The organism is Edaphobacter aggregans DSM 19364 (assembly GCF_000745965.1).
Lineage (GTDB): Bacteria > Acidobacteriota > Terriglobia > Terriglobales > Acidobacteriaceae > Edaphobacter > Edaphobacter aggregans.
Window position 1 is genome coordinate 151336 of the sequence record NZ_JQKI01000001.1, and the last position, 24739, is coordinate 176074.

Below are 24739 nucleotides of genomic sequence, written 5' to 3' on the forward strand. Positions count from 1 at the left end.
CCGGCAACGTCGCTCAGGCTGCGTTCGCGACTCGCTTGATCACCACCGCCGTCAGATCGTCCATCTGCTTTGCGCCATTCGCAAACGTGCGCACAGAGTTGTAAAGCTCCGCAATAATCTCCTCAGGAGATCTCTGTCGCGACTCCCGCACAACCTGCGTCAGCCTCTCCACGCCGAACTGCTCACCCTCTGCGTTCTCCCACTCGAAGAACCCGTCCGTCGCCAGCACAATCATGTCGCCGGGCTCCATGTTCAGGACGACCGGAGCTGCGGAGTTCAGCTCAGGCAGCAGCCCCAGCGGAATCGCCTGCGCCGCCAGCTCCTCAAACGCATCGCGGGTCGAGGAGTACACAAACAGCGGCCCGTGTCCCGCAGAGAGCAGCTCCACCTTGCTCCCGTCCTCCGAACACACCGCAGCCGCAAACGTCGCAAAACGACCAGGGGTCAGGTCCTCTCCGAAGAACCGGTTGATGTGTTGCATCGCCTCCACAACATCATCGTGCGTATCGAAGCTCGACCTCGCATAAGCGCGGCACACCGAGGCCAGCAGCGCAGGACCAATGCCATGACCGGTGACGTCCGCCAGCGTCACGACGAAGCGGCCATCCCGTAGCTTCTTCCAATCAAAATAATCGCCGCCCGTAGCATCGGCAGGCAGATTCCACCCGCTGATCTCCATCCCATTGATCGTGGGACGAATGCTCGGCATCAACGACTGTTGAATCGATCGCGCGATCTCCAGGTCATGCTCCACCTGCTTCAGTTGACGTTGCGTCTCCGCATCGCGAAGCGCCGCCTCGACGTGCTTTCGAATCTCGCCGCTCACCATACCCGCGATAAAGCCGCTCGCCAGCAGGATCGCCGCGTAGAAAGCCACCGCCGTCTGCTGCACCGTGTGCTGTTGCAGATTCTCGAGGCTCGGCCGCCATCCCAGAAAATACGCGCTCGCCAGGTACCCCACCACGGCCGCAACTCCCGCAAGCCGTGAGACCCGTGGATTCAGCCGCAACACCGAGAGCATGATCAGCGGAAAGAACGCCAGCACCCACGGCGTTGCGATCGGCCTGTACTCAAACTCCAGCCGGGGACTTGAAAACAAGCCAACCCCCAGCGCAGGAACCGCGATCTCCAGAAGGATGTTGAACAGCAGCAGCCCGTTCGAGAGATCGCCTCCACCCTTCAGCGCCCTCGTCACCGCCCCCAGCGTCCACAGCTCATACGCCACCACTGCCAGCAGAACGAACACGCCCCACGGGCTCATGCGCGACCCGAAGATCACGATGCGAACCGCAATCGCTATCGCAAACACCAACAGAAACGCAGTGATGCCATAGATGCGGCGTCGCTCACTCTCAAGCAACGCTGTGTGGAAGGCTGGCGAATCGGCTTCGAGAGCTTTCATAGAGAAAGGAGTTGCGCTCCTGATTTTCAAACGCAAATACTTCTGCCGTGGACCATAACGCGTTGTTCGCGAAGAGTAAAGCCGATAGCGAAAAGCGCCTCTCCTGAGCCCTCCCTTGCGCAAAGGGCACCTCATTACAGAACCATTACGCAACCCCTCCGGATGAAAGACAACTCCCTCGTACCCCAAACCATCACACTTATCTAGAACAGCTCGACGGAGCCGCTATTTATCGACCTTTGCGGCCCGGTAAACCGAAGGCTTCAGTCTTCTGGAAAGGTCCAACACAGACATGATTTCGAAACATTGGAAACATGCGGCCTCGGCCGCAACCCTCGTCGTGTGTCTTGCAGCCGCCGCACCAGGCGCAATGGCACAAGCACCAGATAACTCCGCCCATAACAAGAACCAGGACAACCAGACGCAGAGCGCGGACACGCAGAGCAACACCAAATCCGACCGCGACATAACCGCAAAGATCCGCAAAGAGATCATGGCCAACAAAGATCTCTCCACCTACGCGCACAACGTGAAGATCGTCACGAAGAATGGCGCAGTCACCCTCAAGGGCCCCGTCAAATCGGACGACGAGAAAGCGAAGGTCGCTGAAATCGCAGCCAACGTCGTCTCTGCCGACAAGGTCACCAACGAAATCACCATCGCGAAGTAATTACCCCATACGCTGCCGAGGCGGCGAAGGAGCAACTCAATGTCCAGCAAAAACACAGCAGTCTATGGCATCTACGCAACTCCCGGAATCGCAGAGACGGCAGTCGATTTCCTCATTCAGCGCGGTTTCACCAATTCGGCCATCTCCGTCCTCCTCCCCGATAACGAAAGCACCCGCGCCTTCGCGCACGAGAAGGCCACCAAGGCTCCTGAAGGCACCACCACCGGCGCAGCCACCGGCGGAGTTCTCGGCGGAACGCTCGGCCTTCTCGCCGGCATCGGTGCTCTCGCCATTCCCGGCGTCGGCCCCTTCATCGCAGCAGGCCCCATCATGGCAACCCTTGCCGGAGCCGGCGTCGGCGGAGCAGTCGGCGGACTCGTCGGAGCCCTCGTAGGAATGGGAATCCCTGAGTACGAAGCCAAGCGTTATGAAGGCGCCGTCAAAGACGGAGGAGTCCTCCTCTCCATCCACTGCGACACCTCCGATCAGATCGACGCTGCGAAACGTGCTCTCAAGGAGACCGGAGCCAGCGACATCTCCTCCGCCGGCGAGGCCAGCTCGTCCGCGAAAGCTGCCGGCCGCGACGTCCCACTCTCCACCGAGGCTCCCATGGCATCCAAAGCCGGCGCACGCACAACCTATGGCGATCTCTCCGGCACCGATACCGCACCCGACCGCCCACTCGAACAGGATCGGATCGCCGGAACAATACCCAGAACACCTCGCTAATCCCTTCTGCAGAGCAACCCGAATGCCTGGCCCGGACTGACCCTCCACAGTCGGTCCGGGCTTTTCATATCGTGACCACTGCCGACCTCATCACCACCCCGCACCGACCTCTCTCCCGCAATCGCTCCTGAAGCACACAACCCTATTGAAAATTCAGGCTCTCCCTCCATTCTCTTTTGTCCCATTCACAACTGACGGATTTCCCCTCTTTTTGCTCCAGATGCAAACCTCATCTGCGATGATGAAAGGAAAGCGTCTTTTAAGGACACGACATTACCGTATGACCCAAACACAGCCGGAGTCCTCCCCGCTCCAACGCTGGCTGCCCGAAGCCTGTCTGCGACGTCTCTGGCCGCTCTACTGTCTGCTCGTCCTCCTCGTCACCTTCGGCTACGCGCTCTGGGACCCCTACCAGATCGACGGCGACGCCGTCGCCTACATGGACATCGGCGACCTCATCGGCTCGCACCACTGGGCCGGCATCGTCAACGCCTACTGGCATCCGCTCTATCCCGCCACCCTTGCCCTCGGCCATCGCCTCTTCCACCCCACGCGATTCACCGAGCTCCACGCCTATTACATGGTCAACTTCGGCATCTTCGCTCTCGAGATGCTCGCCGTCGTCGCCTTCACCGACTCCATCATCCGCCTGCGCGACGAGCGTGTCGCGTCCACCGGCAGCACCGCAAGCGCCTTCATTCTGGACAAGTACACCCTCCGCTATCTCGGCCTCGCCCTCCTCGTCGTCGCCTCGCAGCGCGAGCTCAGCCTCGGCAAGGTGCGCCCCGACGCGCTCCTCCAGGCCATGCTCCTCTTCGGCCTCGCCGCTCTCCTCCGCCACCTCGCCACCGCGCGCCTCCACTACGCCGCGCTGATGGGCCTCGCGCTCGGCCTCGCCTACCTCACCAAGTCTTTCGCCTTCCTCTTCAGCCTTCTCTGCTTCGCCGCGCTCGTCGCCTTCCGCTGGCTCTGGCAGAGGCACTCCCTCGCGCGCATCGCCCCCGCCGCCGCGCTCGCCCTCGCCTGCTTCGCCGCCGTCGCCGGACCCTACATCGCCGCGCTCTCTCGCCAGAAAGGCCACTTCGACTTCGGAGACTCCGGCGGCCTCAACTACGCCTGGTATGTCGGCGGAACCGAGAAGTTTCACCTCCAGAACGGCCAGCCCCAGCTCTACGGCTCCGCCGACGTCCACCTCAAGCACCCCAACCAGGTCCTGATGACCGCGCCCCTCGTCGTCAGCTACAAGCAACTCCCCTACGGAACCTACCCCGACTGGTTCGACACCTCCTTCTGGAACGACCAGGTCAAGCCCCACATGAACCCCGGCGGCCAGATCCACGCCATCGTCCGCGACACCGAACTCACCGTCCGCTACCTCCTCAACCACCCCGAGATCCTCGCCCTCTTCGCCGTTCTCCTCCTCCTCGGCGCGCGCCCCGACCTCTGCCGCCGCCTCTCCGGCAACGGATTCTGGGTCGCCCCCATGCTCCTCGGCATCGCCGTCTGGTGCATCTACGGCATGGTCAATATTGAGGAGCGCTACGTCACCATCGGCTTCCTCGCCGTCGTCCTTCCGCTCGTGGCCTCGCTACGCCCAGCGCACTCCGCCGCGCTCCTCCACGCCACCGCCCCCGCACTCGTCCTGTTCACCGCTCTCCTCGCCGTCGGTGAGTCCGGACGCATCGTCCTCGACCTTCGCCGCCACATCCCCTCAGGCTACCCCGGCGGATGGTACGACCCCGAGACCTACAAAGCAGCCGCAGCCCTCAACGACCTCGGCGTCGGCCCCGGCGACACCATCGCCTGTGTCGGAACCCGCGCCTGCGTCTACGACCACTACTGGGCGCGCATCGCCGGCGTCCGCATCCTCTCCGAGATCTATCAGCCCGAGCCCCACCCCGACGCCTCGCTCGCCATCATCCCTCATCGCGACCAGGCCGTCGAAGCCGTCCGCCGCGAAGGCGCGCGCGTCCTCGTCGGCTACTTCAACCCCGGCGCCATGACCGGAACCACCCCCGAGACCGCCGGCTGGCACGAGCTCGACGGAACCCCCTTCTACGCTCTCCCCCTCAACCCCGCAACGCCCCCCGAGAACACCGCCGCCACGCAGCCCGCCACGCAAAGCGGCACGCAACAAAAAGGAGCACCTCGCCCGCAATGAGCGATCTCACCGTCACCATCCTGATGCCCTGCCTGAACGAGGCCGAGACCCTGGCCTTCTGCGTCCGCCAGGCCGTCGCCGCACTGCGCGACAACAACATCTCCGGTGAGGTCCTCATCGCCGACAACGGCTCGACCGACGGCTCCCAGCAGATCGCCTGCAAAGAAGGCGCGCGCGTCCTCAACGTCCCCACCCGCGGCTACGGAGCCGCCCTCATGGCCGGCATCGCCGACGCACGCGGCAAGTACGTCCTGATGGCCGACGCCGACGCCAGCTACGACTTCGGCCACCTCCCGCGCTTCCTCGCCAAACTCAACGACGGCTACGACCTCGTCATGGGCAACCGTTTCCGCGGCGAGATCAAGCCCGGAGCCATGCCGCCGCTCCACAAGTACCTCGGCAACCCCGTCCTCAGCTTCATCGGCCGCCTCTTCTTCCGCATCCCCGTCGGCGACTTCCACTGCGGCATCCGCGCCATGCGCCGCGACGCCATCCTCGCCCTCGACCTCCACACCACCGGCATGGAGTACGCCAGCGAGATGGTCGTCCGCTCCTCCCTCGGCGGCCTCCGCATCACCGAGGTCCCCACCACCCTCTCGCCCGACGGCCGCAGCCGCGCCCCGCACCTGCGCACCTGGCGCGACGGCTGGCGTCACCTCCGCTTCCTTCTCCTCTACAGCCCGCGCTGGCTCTTCCTTCTCCCCGGAGTCATTACCTTCTTCATCGGCCTCATCATCTCTCTCTCGCTCATCGCCGGACCCCGCACCATCGGCCCCTACACCTTCGACGTCGACACCCTCACCTACGCGCTCGGCCTCGTCCTCATCGGCGCACACATCTCCGTCTTCGCGGTCAGCGCCAAGGTCTTCGGAACTCAGGAAGGCTTCCTCCCACCCAACCCGAAGTTCGAGCGCGTCTTCGAGTACATCACCCTCGAGACCGGCCTCCTCTTCGGCTGCTTCCTGCTTCTGCTCGGCGCAGGAATCTTCGCCTACGCCCTCCACATCTGGCACGCCGCCAGCTTCGGCGACCTCTCGCCCCAGCGTATGCTCCGCCTCACCCTGCCCTCCGCCACCTGCTTCATGCTAGGCGTCGAGGCCATCTTCGGAAGCTTCTTCCTCAGCCTCCTCGGCATGAAGCGACGCCGCTAGTCGCCGCAGCTGTTGGTTAGCCGCGGTAGCTGTTCGTTAAATGACAAACGCCTCTGCGCCGCACCCGGCAGCAGAGGCGCTTGTCAGTTTCCTTGCTAGGCTGCAGCCGCAGGAGTAAACCCATCACACCCGCTGATCGGCGTCACCTTCAGGTGCAGATCGGCGTGCTTCGGATGCCCGCATTCATCCACCATGTTTAGAGGAGCCTCGTGACTCTTCAGAATCGTCACCAGCGCCGGCGCCGAGTGATGGCTCTCACCGAAGTGAGTACAAAGTCCACATTGACCGTTTTCAAGATGTTCCATCGCCGTCTCCTGTGCTCGTTCTGAGTTCGATCACGGCAAGCGATGTTGCCTCGTGCCGCCATGATGACCACACTCTAGCCTCTCCCTCGTCCGCTGTAAATCGCGACCAACTTAGTCCGCGAGAACCCAATCACTCCCGCCAAACGTCGTCCGGATTGAAGAACAAACATCATCTCGACCGCACAAGCGCCATCTCATTCAAATAGAAGAAACGTCATTTCGACCGAAGCATCTCACAGCATCATCGTGAGATGCGCAGTGGAGAAACCCCTGTATTTTGAAGCAGCCAGCCGAGCCAACACACACAACGGAACCGCAACCGCCGCCCCTCCGTATCGTTCACCAGCACTCGGGAGCACACACCGTGACCTTCAACGATCCCATTTACACCGCCGGAATGAACGACCACCAGCGAGCCTGGTTCTACGCCGAGTACGAGCACGCCCGCCGCGACGAGATCGTCGGAGTTCTCCTCGCCATCTTCCTCGGAACCTTCGGCATCCACCACTTCTACCTCCGCCGCAACGGCCTCGGATTTCTCTACCTGCTCTTCTCCTGGACCGTAATCCCCGCCATCCTCGGCCTCATCGAGGCCTTCTTCATGCCCTCCCGCGTCCGCCGCTACAACGCCGCGCAGGCCGCATACATCTCCGGTCAGATCCGCGCCAACAGCTACTCCTGGCAGCCAACCTCCGCCCCCACCACCCCCTGCCCCGCCTGCGGAGGCCCCATCGAAACCGGAGCCGTCTTCTGCCCCCACTGCGGAATCGCCATAGCCCCCATCCAACCCGCCGTCTAACGCACATCGACGTAGTACAGAAACCGTGACCTTCAACGATCCCATCTTGGCAGCCGACGAAGTCACGGATGAAAACAGGAAGCTGCTCAAAGGCTGCTGCGCCGAGTGTCGGCGCTTAGCCGCAAAGCCTGAATGGATCGTGAGAGCATTGCAGGAGGGGAAACCATTGATTTCAGGAATGCGATGATCTGTGGCTCACTGTTCACCGTCGTTACCGTGGGTCACCCCGACTGGTGGTTGAAGCCAGATGTGGGCCACCTAGCCGGATGGCGTTGGAAAAGCGGTTCGCGCTTTGGCGCGAATGCCCCACTCATGCGATGAGACCGCATGAATGGGGCACCCGAGGTATGAGTGTGTTTATGTGTGGGCCACCCGCCCATGGCTCGTTTCCCGGTCAGCGCTGTCACTCAGTTGGCGTACCGCTTGAGCGCCGTATGAGCACAGAACAGACTCAGAGCAAAATCGAGGATGCCGACGGGACAAGCACGAAGCCTGGTAGTCGCTGATCTCCCCATTGCACGAACGCAACCAGAGCAAGATGGGCGACCGCCAGAGCCACCATGACATACCAGAACACCCGAAGGTGCCGGAAGTTCCATGCCCCGTACCCCACAACGAGCAGTACTGCCACAGAAACACTTCCGGCTCGGGCCAAGCCCATCTTTCCTTGGAGTGCGAATAGAGCATAGACTAGCGAACCGCAAAGACCGACCCACAGCCCGGTCCTTCTGCTCGCGCCCCTGAACCTCAACGTTGAACTCATTTTTCTCACCGAGCCATACAAGCGCTACAGTCCTTTACTGCGCCGGGTGCCCCATTCATGGCGCGGTCTCATCGCGACATGAATGGATTCATTCGAGCGAAGCTCGAACTCTACTCCCACCCCACCAGACTCTCCTTCAAATGATCGAACTCCACAAACGCCCCACTCTCACCTGACTCCACCTTCACCTCCGCCCCATTCACCGTCACCTTCGATGGCTTCCCTGACCGCCACCGCAGAATCATATGCGCCGCCGAGTCCCCCGCGATCTTCAGCGAGTGCTCCCCACGCTCCACCCTCCTCCCCTCGAAGTCTGTAATCGAAGCCCCGCCGCCGCCATCGATCAACTCATACACCCGCCGGTCATCCATCGATTTCACCTGCGTGTTCCCACTCTCCGACTGCGGAACCAGCGTCATCACGTCCTCAGGGATCTTCGCGATCACCGCCCCAGCCCGCGCATACACCGGAATCTGGTCCACCGGCACATCCGCAATCACCGTCCGTCCTCCCGTCACATACGAGCCCGTCCAGTAGTCCACCCACTCGCCCTGCGGCAGATAGACACTACGCTGCGTCCCCTCCGTCACCACCGGAGCCACCAGCAAATCCGGCCCGAACAGATACTCATCCTTCACCTGCCGCGCCCGCTCGTCGTTCTGGTCCATCAGCGCCAGCGCACGCATCAACGGCATCCCCGTCTTCGCCGCCTCCTGCGCCGCCGCATAGCGATACGGAAAAACAGACTCATGTGCAGCACCGCAAACTTCCGATACGTAGCAAGAGCTTCTTCCCCATAACTCCACGGCCCAACATTCCGCTGCGACAGCACCTCCATCACCGGCGAGAACGCCGCATACTCCGTCCATCGCTGAAACACCACCGCATCCGGCGTCGAAGGCGTGCTCTCATATCCACCCAGGTCCGCCGTCCACAGCGGCATCCCGCTCATCCCCGCGCCCAGCCCCGCCGTCACCACCGTCGGCAGCCCGTTCTCCTCCGAGAAGCTCGCCTCGTTATCCCCGCCCCACAGCATCCCCAGCCCGTTCGCACCCTGCGTCACGCTGCGGCAGTACAAGATGCCGTTGCCCTTCAGGTCCTTCTGGATCAGTTCCTCCATCGCATTGTTGTAGAGCACCGCATACCTGTTCCGCATCACGCGCGGGTCCGTGCCGTCGGCAAACTTCACCGGCCCGCTCACAAAGCTGCCCTCCGCGTCATCGTCCTTGAAGCCGTCCGCCCCCGCCTGAATCGCCTTCCGCACCTGATCCTGCCACCACCGCTTCGCCAGCGGATTCGTGAAGTCGATCAGCGACCCCTCGCCCTTCCACCACCGCCCCACATACGGCTTGCCGTCGAGTCCCTTCACGAAAAACCCATCGCCCGCCGCCTCATCGTAGTTCTCCGACTTCTCCGCCATCTTCCCCTCAAAGCCCTTCTCCCGCGGCGGGTCCGACTTCGAGTTGATCCACGACGTATGCCACAACACCAGCTTGTAGCCGTTGTCGTGCACATACTTCACCATCGCCGGAGCATCGTCAAACTGCGTGGGGTTGAATTTGTAACTGTTATAGGCCGTCGTCCACGGCGAATCGATCAGGATCACGCTCGCCGGCAGCCCCAGCGCCCGAGCCTTGTCCACGTCCTCCTTCACCTGCGCGTCGTTCTGGTGATAGTCCCGCCCAATCCACGGCGCAAACGCCCAGTACGGCGGCAGAATCGACCTCCCCGCCTGCGCGGTGAAATGGTCGAGAATCTTCGGAAACTCCGGCCCCGTGAACAGCACGATCCGCAGCTTCTCCGCCGCCAGATCAACGATCACCTCGTGCTCGCTCGAGGCATTCATATCGAACGTCGCATCCGATGTCGTATCCAACCACAGCCCATACCCCGTCGTGCTCATGAAGAACGGCATCGGCTTGTACGTCGCTCCGCCCTTCGCCCGCGCATTATCCGTCGACGAGTTCCGCACCACCGTGTGCGTATGGTTCAGCGCATCGAAGTGCTCCCCCAGCCCGTAATAATTCCCCGCATCGCGCACACGAAACCGCCAGTACCCCACCATGTACGCCACGCTCGACACCTCAAACACCCCCGGCGCCAGCTGCTTCAGATGCACCTTGTCGGTGGGCACCACCGAGCCCTCAAACTCAAAGTCCCCCAGCAGCAACTCCGGCCCCGGCTCAATCCCCTGCGCCATATGCTTCCCCGGCACAGTCAAAGCAATCGTGCTCGCATTTCTCCGGACCAGCCCCTCCACCGGAGCCTCCGCCGTCCTCGCCGCCGGCGCCTGCGCCGAAGGCGAAACATCCTGGGCCCACGCGCCCGCCGCAAACATCCCCAACACCACCGCTGTAGAAAAACTCCTGACCGTCCGCACTGAAAGCCTCCAAGACTCTCGACCACACCAAAGGCAAAGAAAAAGGCCCCCTTCAGGGACCCTTCTCTTCCATTCCTTTGTAACAGCATCGAAAGCCGTTGTCAGTCAGTTCCGCTTCTCAACCTGCAACCAACAACTAACAACTCGCATTTACATGCCCGGCTTGTCGTGATCCAGCTGCGCCTGATAGCCCTTCTCGAAGCTGTTGCGATAGGCGTCCTTCTGCTGGCCCTTCACCGGGGGATTCTTGTACAGGTGCGACGACTTCGCGTCGATCTTGCGCTTCGCAGCCTTGTCCAGCTTTGCCGCCTCGATGCCATCCTTGTAGCCCTGCGCCTGCTCGGTACCGGCCGGAGGAGTGTTCCAGTCCTGCGCCTGCGCCGACTGGGAGTTGTTGTTCTGAGCCATCGCCAACACCGGCGCGCCCATCAGAGCCACTGCCATCAGTGGCATTGCCATGCGGTTAATCTTCATCGCTTCCTCTAGGGCAGAATCCCTCTTGGCTTCAGGAATCCCAAGACACACATCCTGGTGTGCCTTCTCTCAGCCGCCAGATAGGATACGCCGAATCCCCCGAAAGGTTGCAAATAACTTGCGCTACCACATTGGCGCTAAGCGACGTTTGTTGCTGGAGCAGTTACATGTTGAAGTCCCTGAAACGCTTATCGAGTTTCTCTTCAATGCTTATCAAGTTCTTCTATCAGCCGGCGGACATGCGCTTTGATCGAATCCCGCGTCGCGGCAAAGTTCTCGCTCGCCGGAGGCACATCATTCCATTGCTCTATCCGTGTGCCAGCAGCCTTCTGGGCCTCCACCGGCAGGGTCGTACCAATTGTCACCACACGTTGAGAAGCGGCCGTCTCTGAGGCCTTGACTGCCGCAGGGTGGAATCCGCTGATGTCGACGCCGTCGGCGCGCAAACCCTCCGCAATCGGCTCCGGCACCGTAGTCGAGTCTGGAGCAACCCCGCGAGCGACCGCACGGTAGGGCAGACCCTGCTTCTCTGCCTGCTGGTTGAAGTATGAGGCGGCCATCAAGCTCTTCACATTGCCATGCTGGCAGACAAAGAGCACTTGTGCCTTCGCATCGGGAGCCGTCGAGCTCTGCGCCACGGAGTGGCCTGTTGCCGCGCCGGCAAACGCAATCATCGCAGCAACAAGCAACAGAAAACGTCGCATCGGCAGCTCCCGATGAGCAGTCCGTTCCTTACAACCTACATATTGGTGTGCCCGGCCCGCATCTCCTCGTTGAAGCTCGGCTTGATGAACTTCAGAGCATCCGCCAGCTCCTGCTCGTAGCGATCGCGCAGCCCCATCAGCGCCTCCGTCGGCGTCCCGAACTCCGTGTCTGCCGCCAGCCGAATCATCCCCTCGCCCGCGACCGCCGCCGCCGTCTTCCTCAGCTCCTCCACCGTCGTGTTCAGGTACTGCGCATCGCGCGGATCCACGAGCCACACCGGCTCGCCCCCGCCCAGCACGCCCGACAGCCAGAACACCTTCGCCATCAGAAACCCCTCCCGTTGCGCCTCCGTCGTGTCGTTGAAGATAAACTTCTTCTGCTTCGAGCTGTAGTATCGCGTCGTCACCGGAACCGGCTGCCGATTCCCGCTCTTCACCAGCTCCAGCTGCCCCTGATCCATCGTCTTGCGCACAGCGTTATAGATAAAGCTCTCCGCAAACGGCTGCTCCAGCGCCGCCACCACCTCGGCAAACGTCACCGTCATCGACGCCGCCACCTTCGCGTGCAGCACGCTCTCGTTACCGTCCTCGAGCCGCGTCTCGCCGTGCACAATGTACGTGTCCGCGCCAGACGTCGAAGCATGGAACGGCCACTCAAACTTCCCGAAGCTCAGCGGCAATCCATGCAGCGTCATATAACACTCCGGCCGCGGATTCTTCATCCGCACCGCCGTCTCCTGCAGATAGCTCTCCACCACACTCTTCAGCGGCCCCGGCGAAAAATCAAACGCCGCGCTCAGCTCCAGCGTCTGCGTCTTCGCAGCCAGCCCCAGCGTAAACCGCGCCGTCGGCCCGCCCGAGAAGTCCTTGCCCTCCTCGCTCGCCACTACAACCAGCCCGGCCGACTTCGCTGCCGCCTCAACCTGTCCTGCCAAAACCGTCTGCGCCACTGTGCTCATCTGACTCCGTTCCTTCTTCGCGTTTTTCGCAACCCTTCTATTTTACCGTCAGAGACCGCCTTTTCCTCGATTCGACGACGGGAAAGCTTCCAGCACTTCCCTTGGGTTTTCTCAGTTTCTTCGTCTCTCTTCTGACGCATCAGGCTCAACGCACATGGGCCACGTCGTCGTTCAGGGAAAAGACATCTTTCAGATTCTCCTCATACGGAAAGACATGGATCATCCAATTGAACATCACGGGATAGAACGTTCCGCCTTCTGCATGGCAGGCCTCTTTCGTGTGGATCGACCCGAACATGCCGAACTTCGGCTTGTCGCCGTGGTACTCCTTCACCTTGTCGGCGGGCGCCGCGCAGAAGTTTGTATGCTGGTGCCACCTCACAATGCTCAGCGGAATCCGCTCATTCAACTCGTCTTCACTCGCATCGACGCGATCCGTAAACATCACTCCCTCCAGCTTGTATCGCTGCGTCGGGGTCCTCCGGTAGAGCAGCGAAGAAGGCCTCGTAGGATCGAACCGGCTCTCCGCCAGGCGCACATTCTCGTGGTTGTTGAAGTGATACTGCGGCTGCTCGAGCTTCGGATTCGCGATCACATATCCGTCCGCCAGCGCCTTCTTGTAGTCCTTGTACTTTTCGATGGCCGCCTTCACCTGCGCGATCAGGGCCTTCACCTTCTCGTCGTCGCCGGGCTGCTTTGGCCGCAGTGGCGTGATGCACATGTGATTCGCCATGGCCGCCATGCTCTGGCCCATCACGTTCATGTTGCCCATGCCGCTCATGTCATCACACGCATGGCCGGCGGAGTTCCTGCTCATTCCAGGCGTACCGGGCATCGCGCCCATGTGGCCTTCGTGCTGGAAGGCACGAACGCAAACCGGAATCAGCAACTCGATACCGAGCGCTAGCGCGAAGGACACGATGCGGCAAAGAGGCGGCGTGTGCATACCAAACACCCGTATCTCGAGCGAAAACATCGTACACCGCGCCCGCCGGCGCATGCGCCCAACTAATTCGTCCTAGTAACTTCATCCCCCAGTAACTACAAGCAATCACAATCGCATTCATACTCAAGAACCTGGCCGCCGCCCTGCTGCTCGCCGCAGCCCTGCCCGTCTCCGCCCAGACTTCAGCGATTTTCATTGCAAGAGTGAGGTCCCAATGGCAAGCTTGATCTCCGAGGAAAGACCCCCAAATCATGAAACGCTTGATGTTCTTGTATCTATCCGCCCTTCTGCTCGTCAGCTCCGCTCTAGCCCAGACCGCCGACCCAAATCCACACAAGAGAAACGGCAACGAGAGTGTGCCGTCGGTCATCGTCGCTGGCCTGGAGGCGTATAAGGCCAAAGGTCCAGGGGAAGCGGTACGGACGTGGATCAAGGACAGTCCGATCGATGGCAGCAGGGACGCCCTTAGCCAGTCGAATAGCTTGCGACAGGTTCAGGATTTCTATGGAGTTTACCAGTCATACGACATCGTCTCGACTCGAGATGTGTCGCAACATACTCAGGTTATCTATCTAACTCTTAACTATGAAAAGGGGCCGCTCTTTGCCAAGTTTACCGTTTACAAAACAGAGCATGGCTGGGTTCTGATCAACTTTACCTTCAACACGAAAGAAGAAGCCATTCTTCCAGCGCAGCGATAACAGCTAAGCGCGGCTCACTCCCCTGTAACTACAAGCGATAACAATCCCCTCATGCTCAGGACCCTCGCCGGGCGCCCCACATCTCGACTCTGAGATGTGTGTTCATCCCGCCAAAACGATCATTCCGAGCGCAGCGCCAAACCCCCGGGTGCCCATTCATGGCGCGGTCTCACCGCTACCCCCATAGCAACCAAACTGCAGGCCGCGCCACGCCCCGACACATCTCCGGGAGCGTGGCGCGGCCCCCACTCATCACGCCGTCTCAGTAGCTAGCTCAGTAGCTACCGACGCTCTGGCAACATCCTGCTTCAGCAGATAGAACGACACCGCCAGCAGCACCACGTCTTTCATCAGGAAGGCAACGTTCCCAACCATCGCAGGAAACCCGCCCGCCGACGGAGCCCAGCCATCCGGCATAAACGGAATGATCGTGACTGTCGTGATAAACGTCAGCACTGACCCGAGAGAACCCAACACGCTAACTTTCTTGTTCCAGAAGCCAGCGAACAACAAACCTCCAAACAGCCACTCGGAGACTCCGAGGAAGTAGCTGGACCCTTTGATGCCGAAGACCGGATACATCCAGGAGATCAGAGGTCCATGGGTAAAGAATGGGATCAGCCCCTGCGCCTCATAATCAAACCACTTCTGATACCCAAAGAAGAAGTAGATGATCACCATCGATGCGCGAACCAGCTTGTAGTCCAGGTCTCCCTGAAACGCCGTTGTCTTCGATAGATACTTAATAAGCCTGTCCATCGTTCTCTCCATTCGCTGCGGGACCGCAACGCTGTACACACGGGTCATAGCTTCACCTCAACCACTGGGAAGTCGATCTCCGTGCCGGCAACTTCGTTGGCATAGTTGGTGAACGTATTCACAACGACATTGGCAACAACCTCCATCATCAGGCCATCGTCAATCCCCGCCTTCCGCGCGCGCTCAATATCCTTGTCCAGAACATGACCACGCTGACGAACGATCGTCTTCGCCAACGACGCCAGAGCGCGCTCAAATGGATCGTCGCCATCTCCTCCACGCGCCTTCAGCGCCTCCGCCTCGCTCACACCGACAGCCTTCGCCAAGCCCGTATGCGCCGAGAGGCAGTACCGGCACTCGTTCTCCTGCGCCACGGCCAGGGCCACAAGCTCGCGCTGACGGCCGGAAAGGCGGCCATGCGAAAGCACCTTCGACAGCGACAGGTATCCATCCAGAGCCGCGGGAGAATGTGCAAGCGTGGCAAAGAGGTTCGGGACCATCCCCACGCTCGCCTTCACCTGCTTGAGGGTGGCGGCAACCTTAGCGTCTACGTTGGACGAAACAACAGGGGCAATACGTGACATCTTCTTTCTCCAATCTCCTGTGGCGCCTCAGCGCCCATCAGGAACCATCTAGAGATAAGATGGTACGTATTGTTGCATAGAATATCGTTGATATACCTTATAGTCTCATCAGGACCACCGTCCGGATTTAGCCTTGTAAAAAAGTGAGCAACGCACGGAAGTAGTTCTGTTGATCGTCATACATGGCGAAGTGGCTACCGGTCTCGGAGATCCACGATTGTCCATGCGCTACCAGTGTTGCCATCTTTCGCATGTCTTCCGGATCCATCTCATCGTAGCGTGCACCCATGGTTAGGGTTCGAACCTTGATCTTCGGCAGATCGGCCCAACGATCCCAACCTTTCATCCGGCCACTGGCTTCGAATTCACTTCGTCCCTGCAGAACGTTATAGACATGTTGATTCCATCCATCCAAACTGCGCTGCACTGGATCAGGCCAGGGATCGAGTCGGCAGATGAAGACCTTATATAGTTTCTCGAAGAGCAGCTTCTGATACGCAGGATCGTCGGTCTTATTGGCGTTCTCATAGTGTTCCAGTTCAGCGCGCACACTTTCTGGGAACCCCGCCCGGATCTTCGATACATGCTTTACGAACGACTCGCTGCTCGCGGCCATGTTCGAAATCACCAGGCCCTTTAAGTGCTGTTGATATTTCAAGGCATACTCAATCGCAAGGAGGCCACCCCAGGAATGCCCGAGCAAATAGAACTGATCCAGACCAAGGCCTTGACGCACTGCTTCCACCTCGTCTGTGTACCGTTCGATCGTCCAAAGACTAGGGTCGTTGGTCTTCTCTGAATTGGTTGAGTCAAGCTGGTCGTAGTAGTAAAACTCAATTCCATTGGGTGGAAGAAAGTCTTCGAATCCCTCGAAATACCTATGATCCGCACCGGGACCGCCATGCAGAAGCAACACCTTGGTGCTTCCAGAGCCGACCTTTTTGGTCCAGACCCAATGACCTCCGCCAATCTCGATTCGTCTTGAGCCGCCGACGTGCACCGTATCCGCCGAGGGCAGCTTGATGTCTTTTGTTGTCGCAGAGGCTACATGCGGTGTGAGAGTCGCTGCTGCAGTCATTGCACCAAGCGAGAGAAAACTCCTACGCTTCATAAGGTCAGTATTCCTCTTATCCACAGACCGTTACCCCTTTGATCATCATGTATTCCCCTTTAGCCTGATGTATCCGAAGGCTTCCTCTCTTCTGGAAAAAGAGCCATCCGGATAATATGATACGTATTGTTGTTTAGAGTATCGTTGATATACCTTATAGTCTCATCAAGACCACATGGACCGCCTCGCCCCATTTTTCGAGCAGTTCACCCTCTCCGCCCGGATGTTCTACTCCGGAGCCTTCTGCGGCATCTCCCCCAACCTCGACGAACAGGTCGGTTACCTTCATGTCCTCAAAAAAGGAACCCTGACGATCACTCGCCCCAACGCTCGACCGATCGTCGTCGATACCCCGAGCATCGTCTTCCTTCCACGCCCTCACCAGCATCGCCTTCACGCCTCAGAGGACGATGGCACCGAGCTCGTCTGCGCAACCGTCGAATTCGGTACCGGCATGTTGAACCCCCTCACCGCCTCCTTCCCCGAGCCATTCGTCACCCCCCTCGACGCCCTCCCCGAACTCGCCCCCACCCTTCAGCTCCTCTTCTCCGAGTCCTCCTCCGACCTCCCCGGCCGCCAGACCGCCCTCGATCACCTCTTCGAATATGTCCTAGTGCTCCTCTTCCGCTCAGCCATGAACGCGCACCTCGTCGACTCTGGAGTCTTACTCGGCCTCAGCGACCCTCGCCTCAGCAAGGCCATCGAGGCCATGCACAAGCATCCGGAAACCTCCTGGTCGCTGGAAGAGTTGGCGCAACGGGCAGGGATGTCACGCGCCCGCTTCGCCGCCCACTTTCGCAAGATCGTCGGCATAACGCCCTTCGACTACCTCACCAGCTGGCGCCTCGGCATCGCCCAAACCATGCTGCGCAAGGGCAACTCGCTCAAACTCATCGCCACCGCCATCGGGTACACCAACGCCACCGCTCTCACCCGGGTCTTCACCCAGCGCCTCGGAATGTCCCCCTCCAACTGGCTGGCTCACAGCCGTACGAACGAAACCCAGTCTCACCGCTGAACAAGTTCATTTCATTCGTGACGGGTGCCCCACATCTCGGGTCTGAGATGTGGGTTCATTCGCAAGGACGCGAATGCCTCTGGGTACGCCAAGCCTTCAGAGGGTGCTGAAAAACCCCGTCCTGCTTTACGGCACGGCTTCAGCCGTGCCGTAAATCGTCCTGTTATGAATGCGGTTTTAGCCGCTGAGGTCAGGCTTTTTCGCCCGCGAGCACCATTTTCAGCACCCTCTTCAGGCTTGGCGCTCTCATCCTCCTCAGCAAAACAATGGGCTTCAGGGTATGCCTTCGGCCTGATCTTCCCAAAAATCCTGTCAAGGGCCCTTCAAGCACGAAAATCCCTGCAAACACCTACAAACAAATTGGTTATGTCACTCGGTCCAGTTGCCGATTAATTATCCCCAGCCTGCTAGACTTAAATCATCAGGGGAAAAAGGGCCAGGGCTCCCACCGGGAGCCTTTCCCTTTGCCTTCAATACTTTGCAAACACCATCCCAGCAATTTTAGTACTTTGCGCATCATCCAGAGAGGAAGTACGGACTTAACATGAATCATTTGAATACTTTGCACACAATTGACCGGGAGGGAGTATCACAGCCATCACGTCCTTCCACACCTCGTCCACAGGCCGTCCTCCTTACAATCGCACCCATGGTCACCCGCCGGACCGCCATCATCGCCATCGCCGCCGCAGCCGCAAGCCCGCGCGCCCTCCTCGCCCAAACCGGCGACCTGGCCGCCACCCTCGCCGCCCTCGAGCAGAAGAGCAAAGGCCGCCTCGGAGTAGCCATCCTCTTCCCCGACGGCCGCCGCGCCACCTACCGCGCCGACGAGCGCTTCCCCATGTGCAGCACCTTCAAGTTCCTCGCCGCCGCCCTCACCCTCCAGCGCGTCGACCAGAACAAAGAACGCCTCAACCGCACCATCACCTACTCCAAATCCGACCTCGTCACCTACTCCCCCGAGACCGAGAAGCACACCAGCATGACCGTCGCCTCCCTCTGCCAAGCCTCCCTCACCCTCAGCGACAACACCGCCGCCAACCTCCTCCTCGCCAGCTTCGGAGGCCCGCCCGCCATCACCGCCTTCGCCCGCTCCCTCGGCGACCCCGTCACCCGTCTCGACCGCACCGAGACCACCCTCAACGAGTCCACCCCCGGCGACCCCCGCGACACCACCACCCCCACCGCCATGCTCGCCAACCTCCAGAAAATCCTCTTCGGCAACGTCCTCAAGCCCGCCTCCCGCGATCACCTCACGCGATGGATGCTCGCCAACACCACCGGCAAAGCCAAGTTCGTCGCCGGCCTCCCCGCCACCTGGAAGGTAGCCGACAAGACCGGCTCCGGCGACCACGGCTCCAACAACGACATCGGCGTCCTCTACCCTCCGGGAGATACAGCCAAACCCATCCTCATCACGTCGTACCTCACCGAGACTACGATCACTACCGATGAAAGGAATGCTATTCATGCCGATGTGGCTCGATCAATTACGCAAAATCTGGACAAGCCCCGGTAGCGAGAGCAGCGTGACGTGGCAAAACGCATATTCGTTTCTTGCATCCGCTACGGCACAGGACGATAGCGAAGCAATCTGCCGCGCAATCACTCGACTCGGAAAGCCTTTGAGCCAGACGCAGATGACACAGGCTGCTCCGCTTGTTTCGCAGTATCTGCACCACAGCAATCATGTGGTGCGGTATCAGGCAATCTGGTTTCTTGGGTGCTGGGGACGCATGAGCAACTATCTGGACCAAATCATCCAGTCTGCTGAAACTGATCCAGACTTGGATAATCGGGCCTTCGCTGCCCGCTGTTCCGGACTGATACTGAAGTCCCATCAAAACCCTGCTGCAATGAGAGCATTGCTTCGACTAGTCAACAACGAGAACGGTAGTGCCGATCTGCGGTGTGCGGCATACAGCGCACTCATATATGGATATTACGGCGAGAACGGAGCGAAGGCTGCTCATGAGTTCGATCCAATTGGCACAAAATCGATCGCTGATTTTGATATCGCTTGGCTCACATCCGTCGCCAACTGGGTTGACGGACTGAATTCAGATACGGAGGTGGGTACCATCGAAGGCAGGAGCCACTGATGAAAGCCGCCCTCCTTCGAGCCTCGGCGAAGATGCTCTCCATCGAAGACGTCCCACCGCCCGCGCTCACCCCCGGCCACGTGCTCCTCCGCATCCTCGCCTGCGGAGTCTGCCGCACCGACCTGCACATCTTCGAGCGCGACCTCCCCACCCTCCGCTCGCCTCTCATCCTCGGCCACCAGATCGTAGGCGAGGTCATCGAAGGCGCCACCCCCGAACTACCGCAAGGAACACGCGTAGGAGTCTCCTGGGTCGGCGGCACCGACGGAACCTGCCCCTTCTGCAAGCGCACCGAAGAAAATCTCTGCGACAACATCGTCTTCACCGGCTACTCCATCGACGGAGGCTACGCCGAGTACACAACTGCCCGCGCCGACTTCGTCCACCCGCTGCCGTCCACACTCTCCGACGCCGACATCGCCCCGCTGCTCTGCGCCGGAATGATCGGCTTCCGCAGCGTCCGCGTCGCCGGCACACAGCCCGGCGAGCGCGTAGGCCTCTTCGGCTTCGGAGCCTCGGCCTCGCTCGTCATCGCCGTCCTCCGCCACTGGAACTGCGAGGTCTACGTCTCCACCCGCGGCGAGCAGCACCGCGTCCAAGCCGAAGCGCTCGGCGCCAAGTGGGTCGGCGACGAGCACGCGAAGCCTCCCGTCCAGCTCGACCGCGCCGTCACCTTCGCTCCCTCAGGCGCAGTCGTCGTCTCCGCGCTCTCCAGCCTGCGCAAGGGAGGCATCGTCGCCGTCAACGCCATCCACCTCGACCAGATGCCCGCCTTCGACTACGACAAGCTCCTCTGGGGCGAGCGCCAGATCCGCTCCGTCGCCAACATGACCCGCCAGGACGCCCGCGACTTCCTATCCGTGGCAGCCGAGATCGGGATCCACCCCCGCGTCCGCACCTTCCCCCTCGACCACGCCAACGACGCCCTCCAGGCCGTCAAGCACGAGACCGCCGAGGGCCCCGTCGTCATCCTGCCATAGTCTGCGAGCGCACGTCGCGACGATCTTCGAAGGGACTAGTCCTTGGGGTGGGCGTTGGATGCGCTGTGGCTGGTCAGCTTGGGAAGGATGAACTCCTGCGCCAGCGCATTGGCGATCCTGCCACCGGTCGCGATCGCCGCGCCGCCGAAGACGAGTCCCGGGCCGCGATCCTTCTGAGGGTAATAGGCGTTGGACAACGCGCCTGAGGCCAGGTCGCCGCCGATGCTCGAATAGTTGAACTCCCACTTGCCCTTGTCGGACTTCGCCATGAATGGCGCGGAGATGGCGTGAAGGGCGCGCGACTTCTTCGTGCCAGTGCCCTGGTAGAAGTAACGCGGGTCCTGGTGCAGGAGTGATGGAAGGATGGCGCCGCCGATCAGGATGCCCGACACGCCGTCGGCATAAGCCGCGCCGAAGCGCTGCCCGTAGCCCTTGGCGCCCTGCTGATAGCCCGGCGTGCTGTCCGCCGCCTGGTTGATGCCGGCCAGCAGTCCCACGCCCGCGATGGTAGCGACATCGGTCGAGGCGCGGAGCGCGAGCTCAAACTTGAGCTTCGTCGACAGCGCAGCGAAGCGCTGATCGTAGACGACGTAGAAGTTGGGGATGATGCCCATCACGCGCTGCTTCTCGGCGTCTTTCACCTGCTCGATGGCAAGCTGTTCGACTGAGATCGCAGAGACGGTGGTCTCGACCAGGCCAACCGCGAGCTTGATGTCGGAGAGATCGAACTGCTCCCCCGGATGCAGCGTCACCGTCGGCGAGGTCCAGTCAAGAAAACCTTTGGCGTGAACACTAACATGATAGGGAACGGCCGGAGAGAGATGATCGAGTACAAACGATCCGTCGCCGCCGGTCTCGACGTGACGGTCAGGCTGCGTGGAGCCCTCGACCGTTACGGTAGCACCGGGAATGATGGCGCCATCTGTGTCCGTCACGACGCCGATGATGGCTGCCGTGCGAGGCTCCGGATCAGAGATAAGTTGCTGTTGGCCTGAAGCATGAATTGCCAACAGACAAAAATACAGTGCACCAATTGTTCGCTTCATGCGTTGGCCAAAAAACAGTCTCAGGAGTAGATGAAGCAACTTGGCAGAAGGGCGCAGAAATAGTTCTACAGAAGTTCCTCGAGCGTCAGCCCGGCAAGCTCCCCCGCCACACCGAGATCATCCTCGCCGCCCGCCGGCGAATCCGCGCACTGACACGAAGAATCAGCGAACGAACCCGCAGCAGGTAGAATTCGGCTCACGTCCTTACCGCTGCGAGGTCACACCGCATGAGACCCACACCCTGGCTCCGCGCCGCCGCTATCCTCACGCTCATCCACGCTATCCTCCACACCATCGGCGGAGTCTACGGCACACCCGCCCCCGGCCCGCAACAGATCGCCGTCGACGCCATGCGGGCCAACACCTTCCCCGTCATGGGCCACATCCGCAGCATGTGGGCCTTCTACCACGGCATGGGACTCGCCGTGACCATCTTCCTCACCCTCGAGGCCGTCGTCTTCTGGCTTCTCGGCAACCTCGTCCGCGACACCAAAGCCGACCTCCGCGATCTGCTCGTCCTATTCGTCATCGGTTACATGGCGCTCGCAGTTAACTCGCTCAGGTACTTCTTCTATCCACCCGTCATCGTCGAGCTGCTCATCGCCGCATGCCTCGTCATGGCTATCCTCTCCATCAGGCAAAAGGAAGCGGCAATTACATAATCACCCGTGCCCAGCCTCGCAAGAGCCTGATTTCGGGGATTCAAACAACGCACCTAAACGCGGGGGCATCCAAAGACGCAAAACGTGAATCGAGTCACATCTGCATCTTCGGTCTGGCGTCTCTAGACGATCATTTCATGTGGAGAGCTCTGGTCTTGTTATTCGAGAGATAGAGTTCATCCCAGCTCCAGTGGTCACTCGTCCCGTCATCGTAAAAAGCCTGCATACTGGGAATGACGTGCCACCTGTCACGGCCATTCGGGACCATTCCAAAGTTGAAGGTGCAACCGTGCAAACTTCCCTTTTCCAGCGGCTGAGGGTTCGAAATGTCTCGCGTTGTCTTCGAGTGATCGGTCCAATGGTCCGTCTGCTCATTTTGATTGCAGCAATCAAGGACCGCTATCTCCTTGCCGCTACAGACGATGCTATTTCGCACCTGTGATTTCCATTCCTTATCGTCGGTTGTTGTAGCGTAGGTAATCGTTATCTTCACTAGCTTCTGTCCCAGGCAAACTAGCGAAGGACAAAGTAACAACACGATCATGAGTACCGATCTCTTCATGGAAGACTCCTTCAAAAAGCGATTTGTGTGACGCGACACAAAGACCAGGTGCCAGCATTCGGGCCGCTGCTCAGGAGCTTCGCTTTGACTTACATCGAGAGTGGCCATACCTATCAACCTGGTCGGAGTGACGCTAAACCATGTGACTACGGAAACCTTGGCCCACGAGAGGAGGCCATCTTAGCATTGATCGTCACGAACGGGCCTTTTCAAGATCCAGACTTTTCTAGGCCGGCGCGAAGCCGAAGACGCAGCCACGATCCTCCCCGCCTACAAACGCCTATCATGGTCAATGATGAACGACCTTAATCTCGCCACCCTCACCACCGAAGCCCGCAACCCCCGCACCACGAACATCGACCAGCTCCCCACGCTCGAGATGCTCAAGCTCATCAACGAAGAGGACCAGAGCGTCCCCCGCGTCGTAGCCACGCAGCTGCCCCAGATCGCCCGTGCCATCGACGAGATCGCCGCGCGCTTCGAACGTGGCGGACGCCTCTTCTACATCGGAGCCGGAACCAGCGGCCGCCTCGGCGTGCTCGACGCCTCCGAGTGCCCGCCCACCTTCGCCGTCCCGCCCACGCTCGTCCAGGGCCTCATCGCCGGCGGAGACTCCGCCCTCCGCAAGTCCAGCGAAAAATCCGAAGACTCCCCCGAGCAGGGCGCAGCCGACCTCCTCGCCGCAGGCTTCGGCGCGAACAACACCCCCGACACCATCGTCGGAATCGCGGCCAGCGGCCGCACCCCCTATGTCATCGGAGCCATGGAGACCGTAAAGAAACTCGGCGCGCTCGTCATCTCCCTCACCTGCGTCGAAGGCTCCGAGATGGCCCGCATCGCCGACATCGCCATCGCCCCCGTCACCGGCCCCGAGGTCGTCACCGGCTCCACGCGCCTCAAGGCCGGCACCGCCACCAAGCTCGTCCTCAACATGCTCTCCACGGGAGTCATGATCCGCACCGGAGCCGTCTACGGCAACCTGATGGTCAACGTACAACCCACCAACGAAAAACTAGTCGACCGAGCCCACCGCATCATCGCCGAAGCCACAGGAGTCGACCGCCCCACCGCCGCAAAACTCCTCACCGAAGCCGGCAGCGTGAAGGTCGCCATCGCCATGCAGAAGCTCGGGCTTGATCGCGCGGCTTCAGAAGCTGAGCTCAAGAGTGCGGGTGGGAAGATCGCGGTGGCACTTCGCGGTGCAAAGAGGTAGATTTGTCGCAAAAACGGAGGACTGGATGATTCTCTGGCGAAAAATGGCTGGCCTAATTCTCTGTCTCACACTTTGCGTCCATCTGATCGCCCAATCAACCGCGAAATCAGCCAAGGTCAGTGGACATGTTGTTGATCCAGAGGGTGCAGTCATCGGCAAAGCGAACATCTATGTTCGACGCAACATGCCCGCGGAAGAAAAGATAGAACTTGCCACTCACTCAGACGCAAACGGAAACTTCGTTCTCAATCTCCCAGCAGGGGCGTATGACGTTCTAGTTACTTCCGTTGGCTTCGAATCAAAGGTTCAAACAATACTGGTTCGCGCCGGAATAGAAACAAAGACACAATGGAAGCTGACTGTCCCTTCGGAGTTATGCAATTTTCCGAGCGTGAACTGCGACACCTTCAAATAGGAAGGTCTAAAACAAGCTTAACTTTCGTGCGACCGCGCTGCGCCAAATCACTTCGATTCGCGAACGACGCGCCCCTCCAGCTTTTGCACAGCCCGCGAATCGTGTGGGTAGAGCTTCGCGAACACCTCAACCTCTCCGCTTGA

General features: G+C 60.3%; 25 protein-coding genes. 13 read left to right on the forward strand and 12 right to left on the reverse strand.

The window, feature by feature from the left end; all coding sequences use genetic code 11:
- Positions 1–13 precede the first annotated feature (13 nt).
- Positions 14–1402 carry a PP2C family protein-serine/threonine phosphatase gene (locus Q363_RS00680; protein ID WP_035347038.1) on the reverse strand — a complete coding sequence of 463 codons (1389 nt, stop codon included), beginning with the start codon at positions 1400–1402 and terminating at the stop codon, positions 14–16.
- A gap of 292 nt (positions 1403–1694) precedes the next feature.
- On the opposite strand from Q363_RS00680, the gene Q363_RS00685 reads away from it, so the two are divergent.
- The 4 genes from Q363_RS00685 to Q363_RS00700 all read left to right on the forward strand — a co-directional run bounded on the left by Q363_RS00685 (position 1695) and on the right by Q363_RS00700 (position 6113).
- Positions 1695–2072, forward strand: a complete 378-nt coding sequence (locus tag Q363_RS00685; protein ID WP_084079805.1) for a BON domain-containing protein — start codon at positions 1695–1697, stop codon at positions 2070–2072.
- A 39-nt stretch (positions 2073–2111) separates the two neighbouring features.
- The gene (locus Q363_RS00690) at positions 2112–2801 is read left to right on the forward strand and encodes a DUF3341 domain-containing protein (RefSeq protein ID WP_245631960.1); all 690 of its coding nucleotides are present in this window, start codon (positions 2112–2114) and stop codon (positions 2799–2801) included.
- A 280-nt stretch (positions 2802–3081) separates the two neighbouring features.
- A complete protein-coding gene (locus Q363_RS00695; RefSeq protein WP_035347039.1) occupies positions 3082–4962 on the forward strand; it encodes an ArnT family glycosyltransferase in 1881 nt (626 codons plus the stop codon).
- Positions 4959–6113 (forward strand): glycosyltransferase family 2 protein, encoded by a 1155-nt coding sequence (locus Q363_RS00700; RefSeq protein WP_035347040.1) that lies wholly within the window; start codon positions 4959–4961, stop codon positions 6111–6113. The genes Q363_RS00695 and Q363_RS00700 overlap by 4 nt, the downstream gene beginning before the upstream one ends.
- A 95-nt stretch (positions 6114–6208) precedes the next feature.
- Here Q363_RS00700 and Q363_RS00705 read toward each other — a convergent pair whose 3' ends face one another.
- The gene (locus tag Q363_RS00705) at positions 6209–6418 is read right to left on the reverse strand and encodes a hypothetical protein (RefSeq protein WP_035347042.1); all 210 of its coding nucleotides are present in this window, start codon (positions 6416–6418) and stop codon (positions 6209–6211) included.
- 277 nt (positions 6419–6695) lie between these two features.
- Here Q363_RS00705 and Q363_RS39940 point away from each other — a divergent pair, with 277 nt between their 5' ends.
- A complete protein-coding gene (locus tag Q363_RS39940) occupies positions 6696–7217 on the forward strand; it encodes an NINE protein (RefSeq protein ID WP_035347043.1) in 522 nt (173 codons plus the stop codon).
- An 873-nt stretch (positions 7218–8090) separates the two neighbouring features.
- On the opposite strand, the gene Q363_RS43600 is transcribed toward Q363_RS39940, so the two are convergent.
- From Q363_RS43600 to Q363_RS00740, 6 genes are all read right to left on the reverse strand, one after another.
- Entirely contained in the window at positions 8091–8675 is a 585-nt protein-coding gene (locus Q363_RS43600; RefSeq protein WP_051978137.1) for a TIM-barrel domain-containing protein, read from the reverse strand.
- A complete protein-coding gene (locus Q363_RS00720; protein WP_245631961.1) occupies positions 8666–10360 on the reverse strand; it encodes a TIM-barrel domain-containing protein in 1695 nt (564 codons plus the stop codon). The genes Q363_RS43600 and Q363_RS00720 overlap by 10 nt, the downstream gene beginning before the upstream one ends.
- A gap of 150 nt (positions 10361–10510) precedes the next feature.
- Positions 10511–10834, reverse strand: a complete 324-nt coding sequence (locus Q363_RS00725) for a hypothetical protein (protein ID WP_035347045.1) — start codon at positions 10832–10834, stop codon at positions 10511–10513.
- Positions 10835–11037: 203 nt separating this feature from the next.
- Entirely contained in the window at positions 11038–11538 is a 501-nt protein-coding gene (locus tag Q363_RS00730; protein WP_035347047.1) for an arsenate reductase/protein-tyrosine-phosphatase family protein, read from the reverse strand.
- A 35-nt stretch (positions 11539–11573) separates the two neighbouring features.
- Positions 11574–12497, reverse strand: coding sequence for a hypothetical protein (locus Q363_RS00735; RefSeq protein ID WP_035347050.1), 924 nt, complete (start codon positions 12495–12497; stop codon positions 11574–11576).
- A gap of 145 nt (positions 12498–12642) precedes the next feature.
- Positions 12643–13473 carry a hypothetical protein gene (locus Q363_RS00740; RefSeq protein ID WP_157466446.1) on the reverse strand — a complete coding sequence of 277 codons (831 nt, stop codon included), beginning with the start codon at positions 13471–13473 and terminating at the stop codon, positions 12643–12645.
- A gap of 221 nt (positions 13474–13694) precedes the next feature.
- On the opposite strand from Q363_RS00740, the gene Q363_RS00745 reads away from it, so the two are divergent.
- Complete coding sequence (locus Q363_RS00745) at positions 13695–14144, forward strand: hypothetical protein (RefSeq protein ID WP_035347051.1); 450 nt, start codon at positions 13695–13697, stop codon at positions 14142–14144.
- 252 nt (positions 14145–14396) lie between these two features.
- On the opposite strand, the gene Q363_RS00750 is transcribed toward Q363_RS00745, so the two are convergent.
- The 3 genes from Q363_RS00750 to Q363_RS00760 form a co-directional block, all read right to left on the reverse strand.
- Positions 14397–14903: a YkgB family protein gene (locus tag Q363_RS00750; RefSeq protein WP_035347632.1), complete on the reverse strand. Its 507-nt coding sequence runs from the start codon at positions 14901–14903 to the stop codon at positions 14397–14399.
- A gap of 44 nt (positions 14904–14947) precedes the next feature.
- Complete coding sequence (locus Q363_RS00755) at positions 14948–15487, reverse strand: carboxymuconolactone decarboxylase family protein (protein ID WP_035347052.1); 540 nt, start codon at positions 15485–15487, stop codon at positions 14948–14950.
- 127 nt (positions 15488–15614) lie between these two features.
- On the reverse strand, positions 15615–16598 hold the full coding sequence (locus Q363_RS00760) for a proline iminopeptidase-family hydrolase (RefSeq protein WP_035347054.1): 984 nt from the start codon (positions 16596–16598) through the stop codon (positions 15615–15617).
- A 175-nt stretch (positions 16599–16773) separates the two neighbouring features.
- On the opposite strand from Q363_RS00760, the gene Q363_RS00765 reads away from it, so the two are divergent.
- From Q363_RS00765 to Q363_RS00780, 4 genes are all read left to right on the forward strand, one after another.
- Positions 16774–17616: an AraC family transcriptional regulator gene (locus Q363_RS00765; RefSeq protein WP_035347056.1), complete on the forward strand. Its 843-nt coding sequence runs from the start codon at positions 16774–16776 to the stop codon at positions 17614–17616.
- A gap of 649 nt (positions 17617–18265) precedes the next feature.
- Entirely contained in the window at positions 18266–19135 is an 870-nt protein-coding gene (gene bla, locus Q363_RS00770) for a class A beta-lactamase (protein ID WP_035347058.1), read from the forward strand.
- 106 nt (positions 19136–19241) lie between these two features.
- On the forward strand, positions 19242–19718 hold the full coding sequence (locus tag Q363_RS00775) for a HEAT repeat domain-containing protein (protein ID WP_035347061.1): 477 nt from the start codon (positions 19242–19244) through the stop codon (positions 19716–19718).
- Complete coding sequence (locus tag Q363_RS00780; protein WP_035347063.1) at positions 19718–20698, forward strand: zinc-binding alcohol dehydrogenase family protein; 981 nt, start codon at positions 19718–19720, stop codon at positions 20696–20698. The genes Q363_RS00775 and Q363_RS00780 overlap by 1 nt, the downstream gene beginning before the upstream one ends.
- 35 nt (positions 20699–20733) lie before the next feature.
- On the opposite strand, the gene Q363_RS00785 is transcribed toward Q363_RS00780, so the two are convergent.
- Positions 20734–21744 carry a carboxypeptidase-like regulatory domain-containing protein gene (locus tag Q363_RS00785; RefSeq protein WP_035347065.1) on the reverse strand — a complete coding sequence of 337 codons (1011 nt, stop codon included), beginning with the start codon at positions 21742–21744 and terminating at the stop codon, positions 20734–20736.
- Positions 21745–21971: 227 nt separating this feature from the next.
- Here Q363_RS00785 and Q363_RS00790 point away from each other — a divergent pair, with 227 nt between their 5' ends.
- The 3 genes from Q363_RS00790 to Q363_RS00805 all read left to right on the forward strand — a co-directional run bounded on the left by Q363_RS00790 (position 21972) and on the right by Q363_RS00805 (position 24596).
- Positions 21972–22406: an LIC_13387 family protein gene (locus tag Q363_RS00790; RefSeq protein WP_035347066.1), complete on the forward strand. Its 435-nt coding sequence runs from the start codon at positions 21972–21974 to the stop codon at positions 22404–22406.
- An 854-nt stretch (positions 22407–23260) separates the two neighbouring features.
- The gene (murQ, locus tag Q363_RS00800; protein ID WP_211256096.1) at positions 23261–24181 is read left to right on the forward strand and encodes an N-acetylmuramic acid 6-phosphate etherase; all 921 of its coding nucleotides are present in this window, start codon (positions 23261–23263) and stop codon (positions 24179–24181) included.
- A gap of 25 nt (positions 24182–24206) precedes the next feature.
- Positions 24207–24596 (forward strand): carboxypeptidase-like regulatory domain-containing protein, encoded by a 390-nt coding sequence (locus Q363_RS00805; protein WP_035347069.1) that lies wholly within the window; start codon positions 24207–24209, stop codon positions 24594–24596.
- Positions 24597–24739 lie beyond the last annotated feature (143 nt).

Excerpts from the sequence above, each read along its gene's own strand:
- Q363_RS00680 (WP_035347038.1), bottom strand. The coding sequence starts at position 1,402 with ATGAAAGCTCTCGAAGCCGATTCGCCAGCCTTCCACACAGCGTTGCTT.
- Q363_RS00685 (WP_084079805.1), top strand. The coding sequence starts at position 1,695 with ATGATTTCGAAACATTGGAAACATGCGGCCTCGGCCGCAACCCTCGTC.
- Q363_RS00690 (WP_245631960.1), top strand. The coding sequence starts at position 2,112 with ATGTCCAGCAAAAACACAGCAGTCTATGGCATCTACGCAACTCCCGGA.
- Q363_RS00695 (WP_035347039.1), top strand. The coding sequence starts at position 3,082 with ATGACCCAAACACAGCCGGAGTCCTCCCCGCTCCAACGCTGGCTGCCC.
- Q363_RS00700 (WP_035347040.1), top strand. The coding sequence starts at position 4,959 with ATGAGCGATCTCACCGTCACCATCCTGATGCCCTGCCTGAACGAGGCC.
- Q363_RS00705 (WP_035347042.1), bottom strand. The coding sequence starts at position 6,418 with ATGGAACATCTTGAAAACGGTCAATGTGGACTTTGTACTCACTTCGGT.
- Q363_RS43600 (WP_051978137.1), bottom strand. The coding sequence starts at position 8,675 with ATGCCGTTGATGCGTGCGCTGGCGCTGATGGACCAGAACGACGAGCGG.
- Q363_RS00725 (WP_035347045.1), bottom strand. The coding sequence starts at position 10,834 with ATGAAGATTAACCGCATGGCAATGCCACTGATGGCAGTGGCTCTGATG.
- Q363_RS00730 (WP_035347047.1), bottom strand. The coding sequence starts at position 11,538 with ATGCGACGTTTTCTGTTGCTTGTTGCTGCGATGATTGCGTTTGCCGGC.
- Q363_RS00735 (WP_035347050.1), bottom strand. The coding sequence starts at position 12,497 with ATGAGCACAGTGGCGCAGACGGTTTTGGCAGGACAGGTTGAGGCGGCA.
- Q363_RS00740 (WP_157466446.1), bottom strand. The coding sequence starts at position 13,473 with ATGTTTTCGCTCGAGATACGGGTGTTTGGTATGCACACGCCGCCTCTT.
- Q363_RS00745 (WP_035347051.1), top strand. The coding sequence starts at position 13,695 with ATGAAACGCTTGATGTTCTTGTATCTATCCGCCCTTCTGCTCGTCAGC.
- Q363_RS00750 (WP_035347632.1), bottom strand. The coding sequence starts at position 14,903 with ATGGACAGGCTTATTAAGTATCTATCGAAGACAACGGCGTTTCAGGGA.
- Q363_RS00755 (WP_035347052.1), bottom strand. The coding sequence starts at position 15,487 with ATGTCACGTATTGCCCCTGTTGTTTCGTCCAACGTAGACGCTAAGGTT.
- Q363_RS00760 (WP_035347054.1), bottom strand. The coding sequence starts at position 16,598 with ATGAAGCGTAGGAGTTTTCTCTCGCTTGGTGCAATGACTGCAGCAGCG.
- Q363_RS00765 (WP_035347056.1), top strand. The coding sequence starts at position 16,774 with ATGGACCGCCTCGCCCCATTTTTCGAGCAGTTCACCCTCTCCGCCCGG.
- bla (WP_035347058.1), top strand. The coding sequence starts at position 18,266 with ATGGTCACCCGCCGGACCGCCATCATCGCCATCGCCGCCGCAGCCGCA.
- Q363_RS00780 (WP_035347063.1), top strand. The coding sequence starts at position 19,718 with ATGAAAGCCGCCCTCCTTCGAGCCTCGGCGAAGATGCTCTCCATCGAA.
- Q363_RS00785 (WP_035347065.1), bottom strand. The coding sequence starts at position 21,744 with ATGAAGCGAACAATTGGTGCACTGTATTTTTGTCTGTTGGCAATTCAT.
- Q363_RS00790 (WP_035347066.1), top strand. The coding sequence starts at position 21,972 with ATGAGACCCACACCCTGGCTCCGCGCCGCCGCTATCCTCACGCTCATC.
- murQ (WP_211256096.1), top strand. The coding sequence starts at position 23,261 with ATGATGAACGACCTTAATCTCGCCACCCTCACCACCGAAGCCCGCAAC.
- Q363_RS00805 (WP_035347069.1), top strand. The coding sequence starts at position 24,207 with ATGATTCTCTGGCGAAAAATGGCTGGCCTAATTCTCTGTCTCACACTT.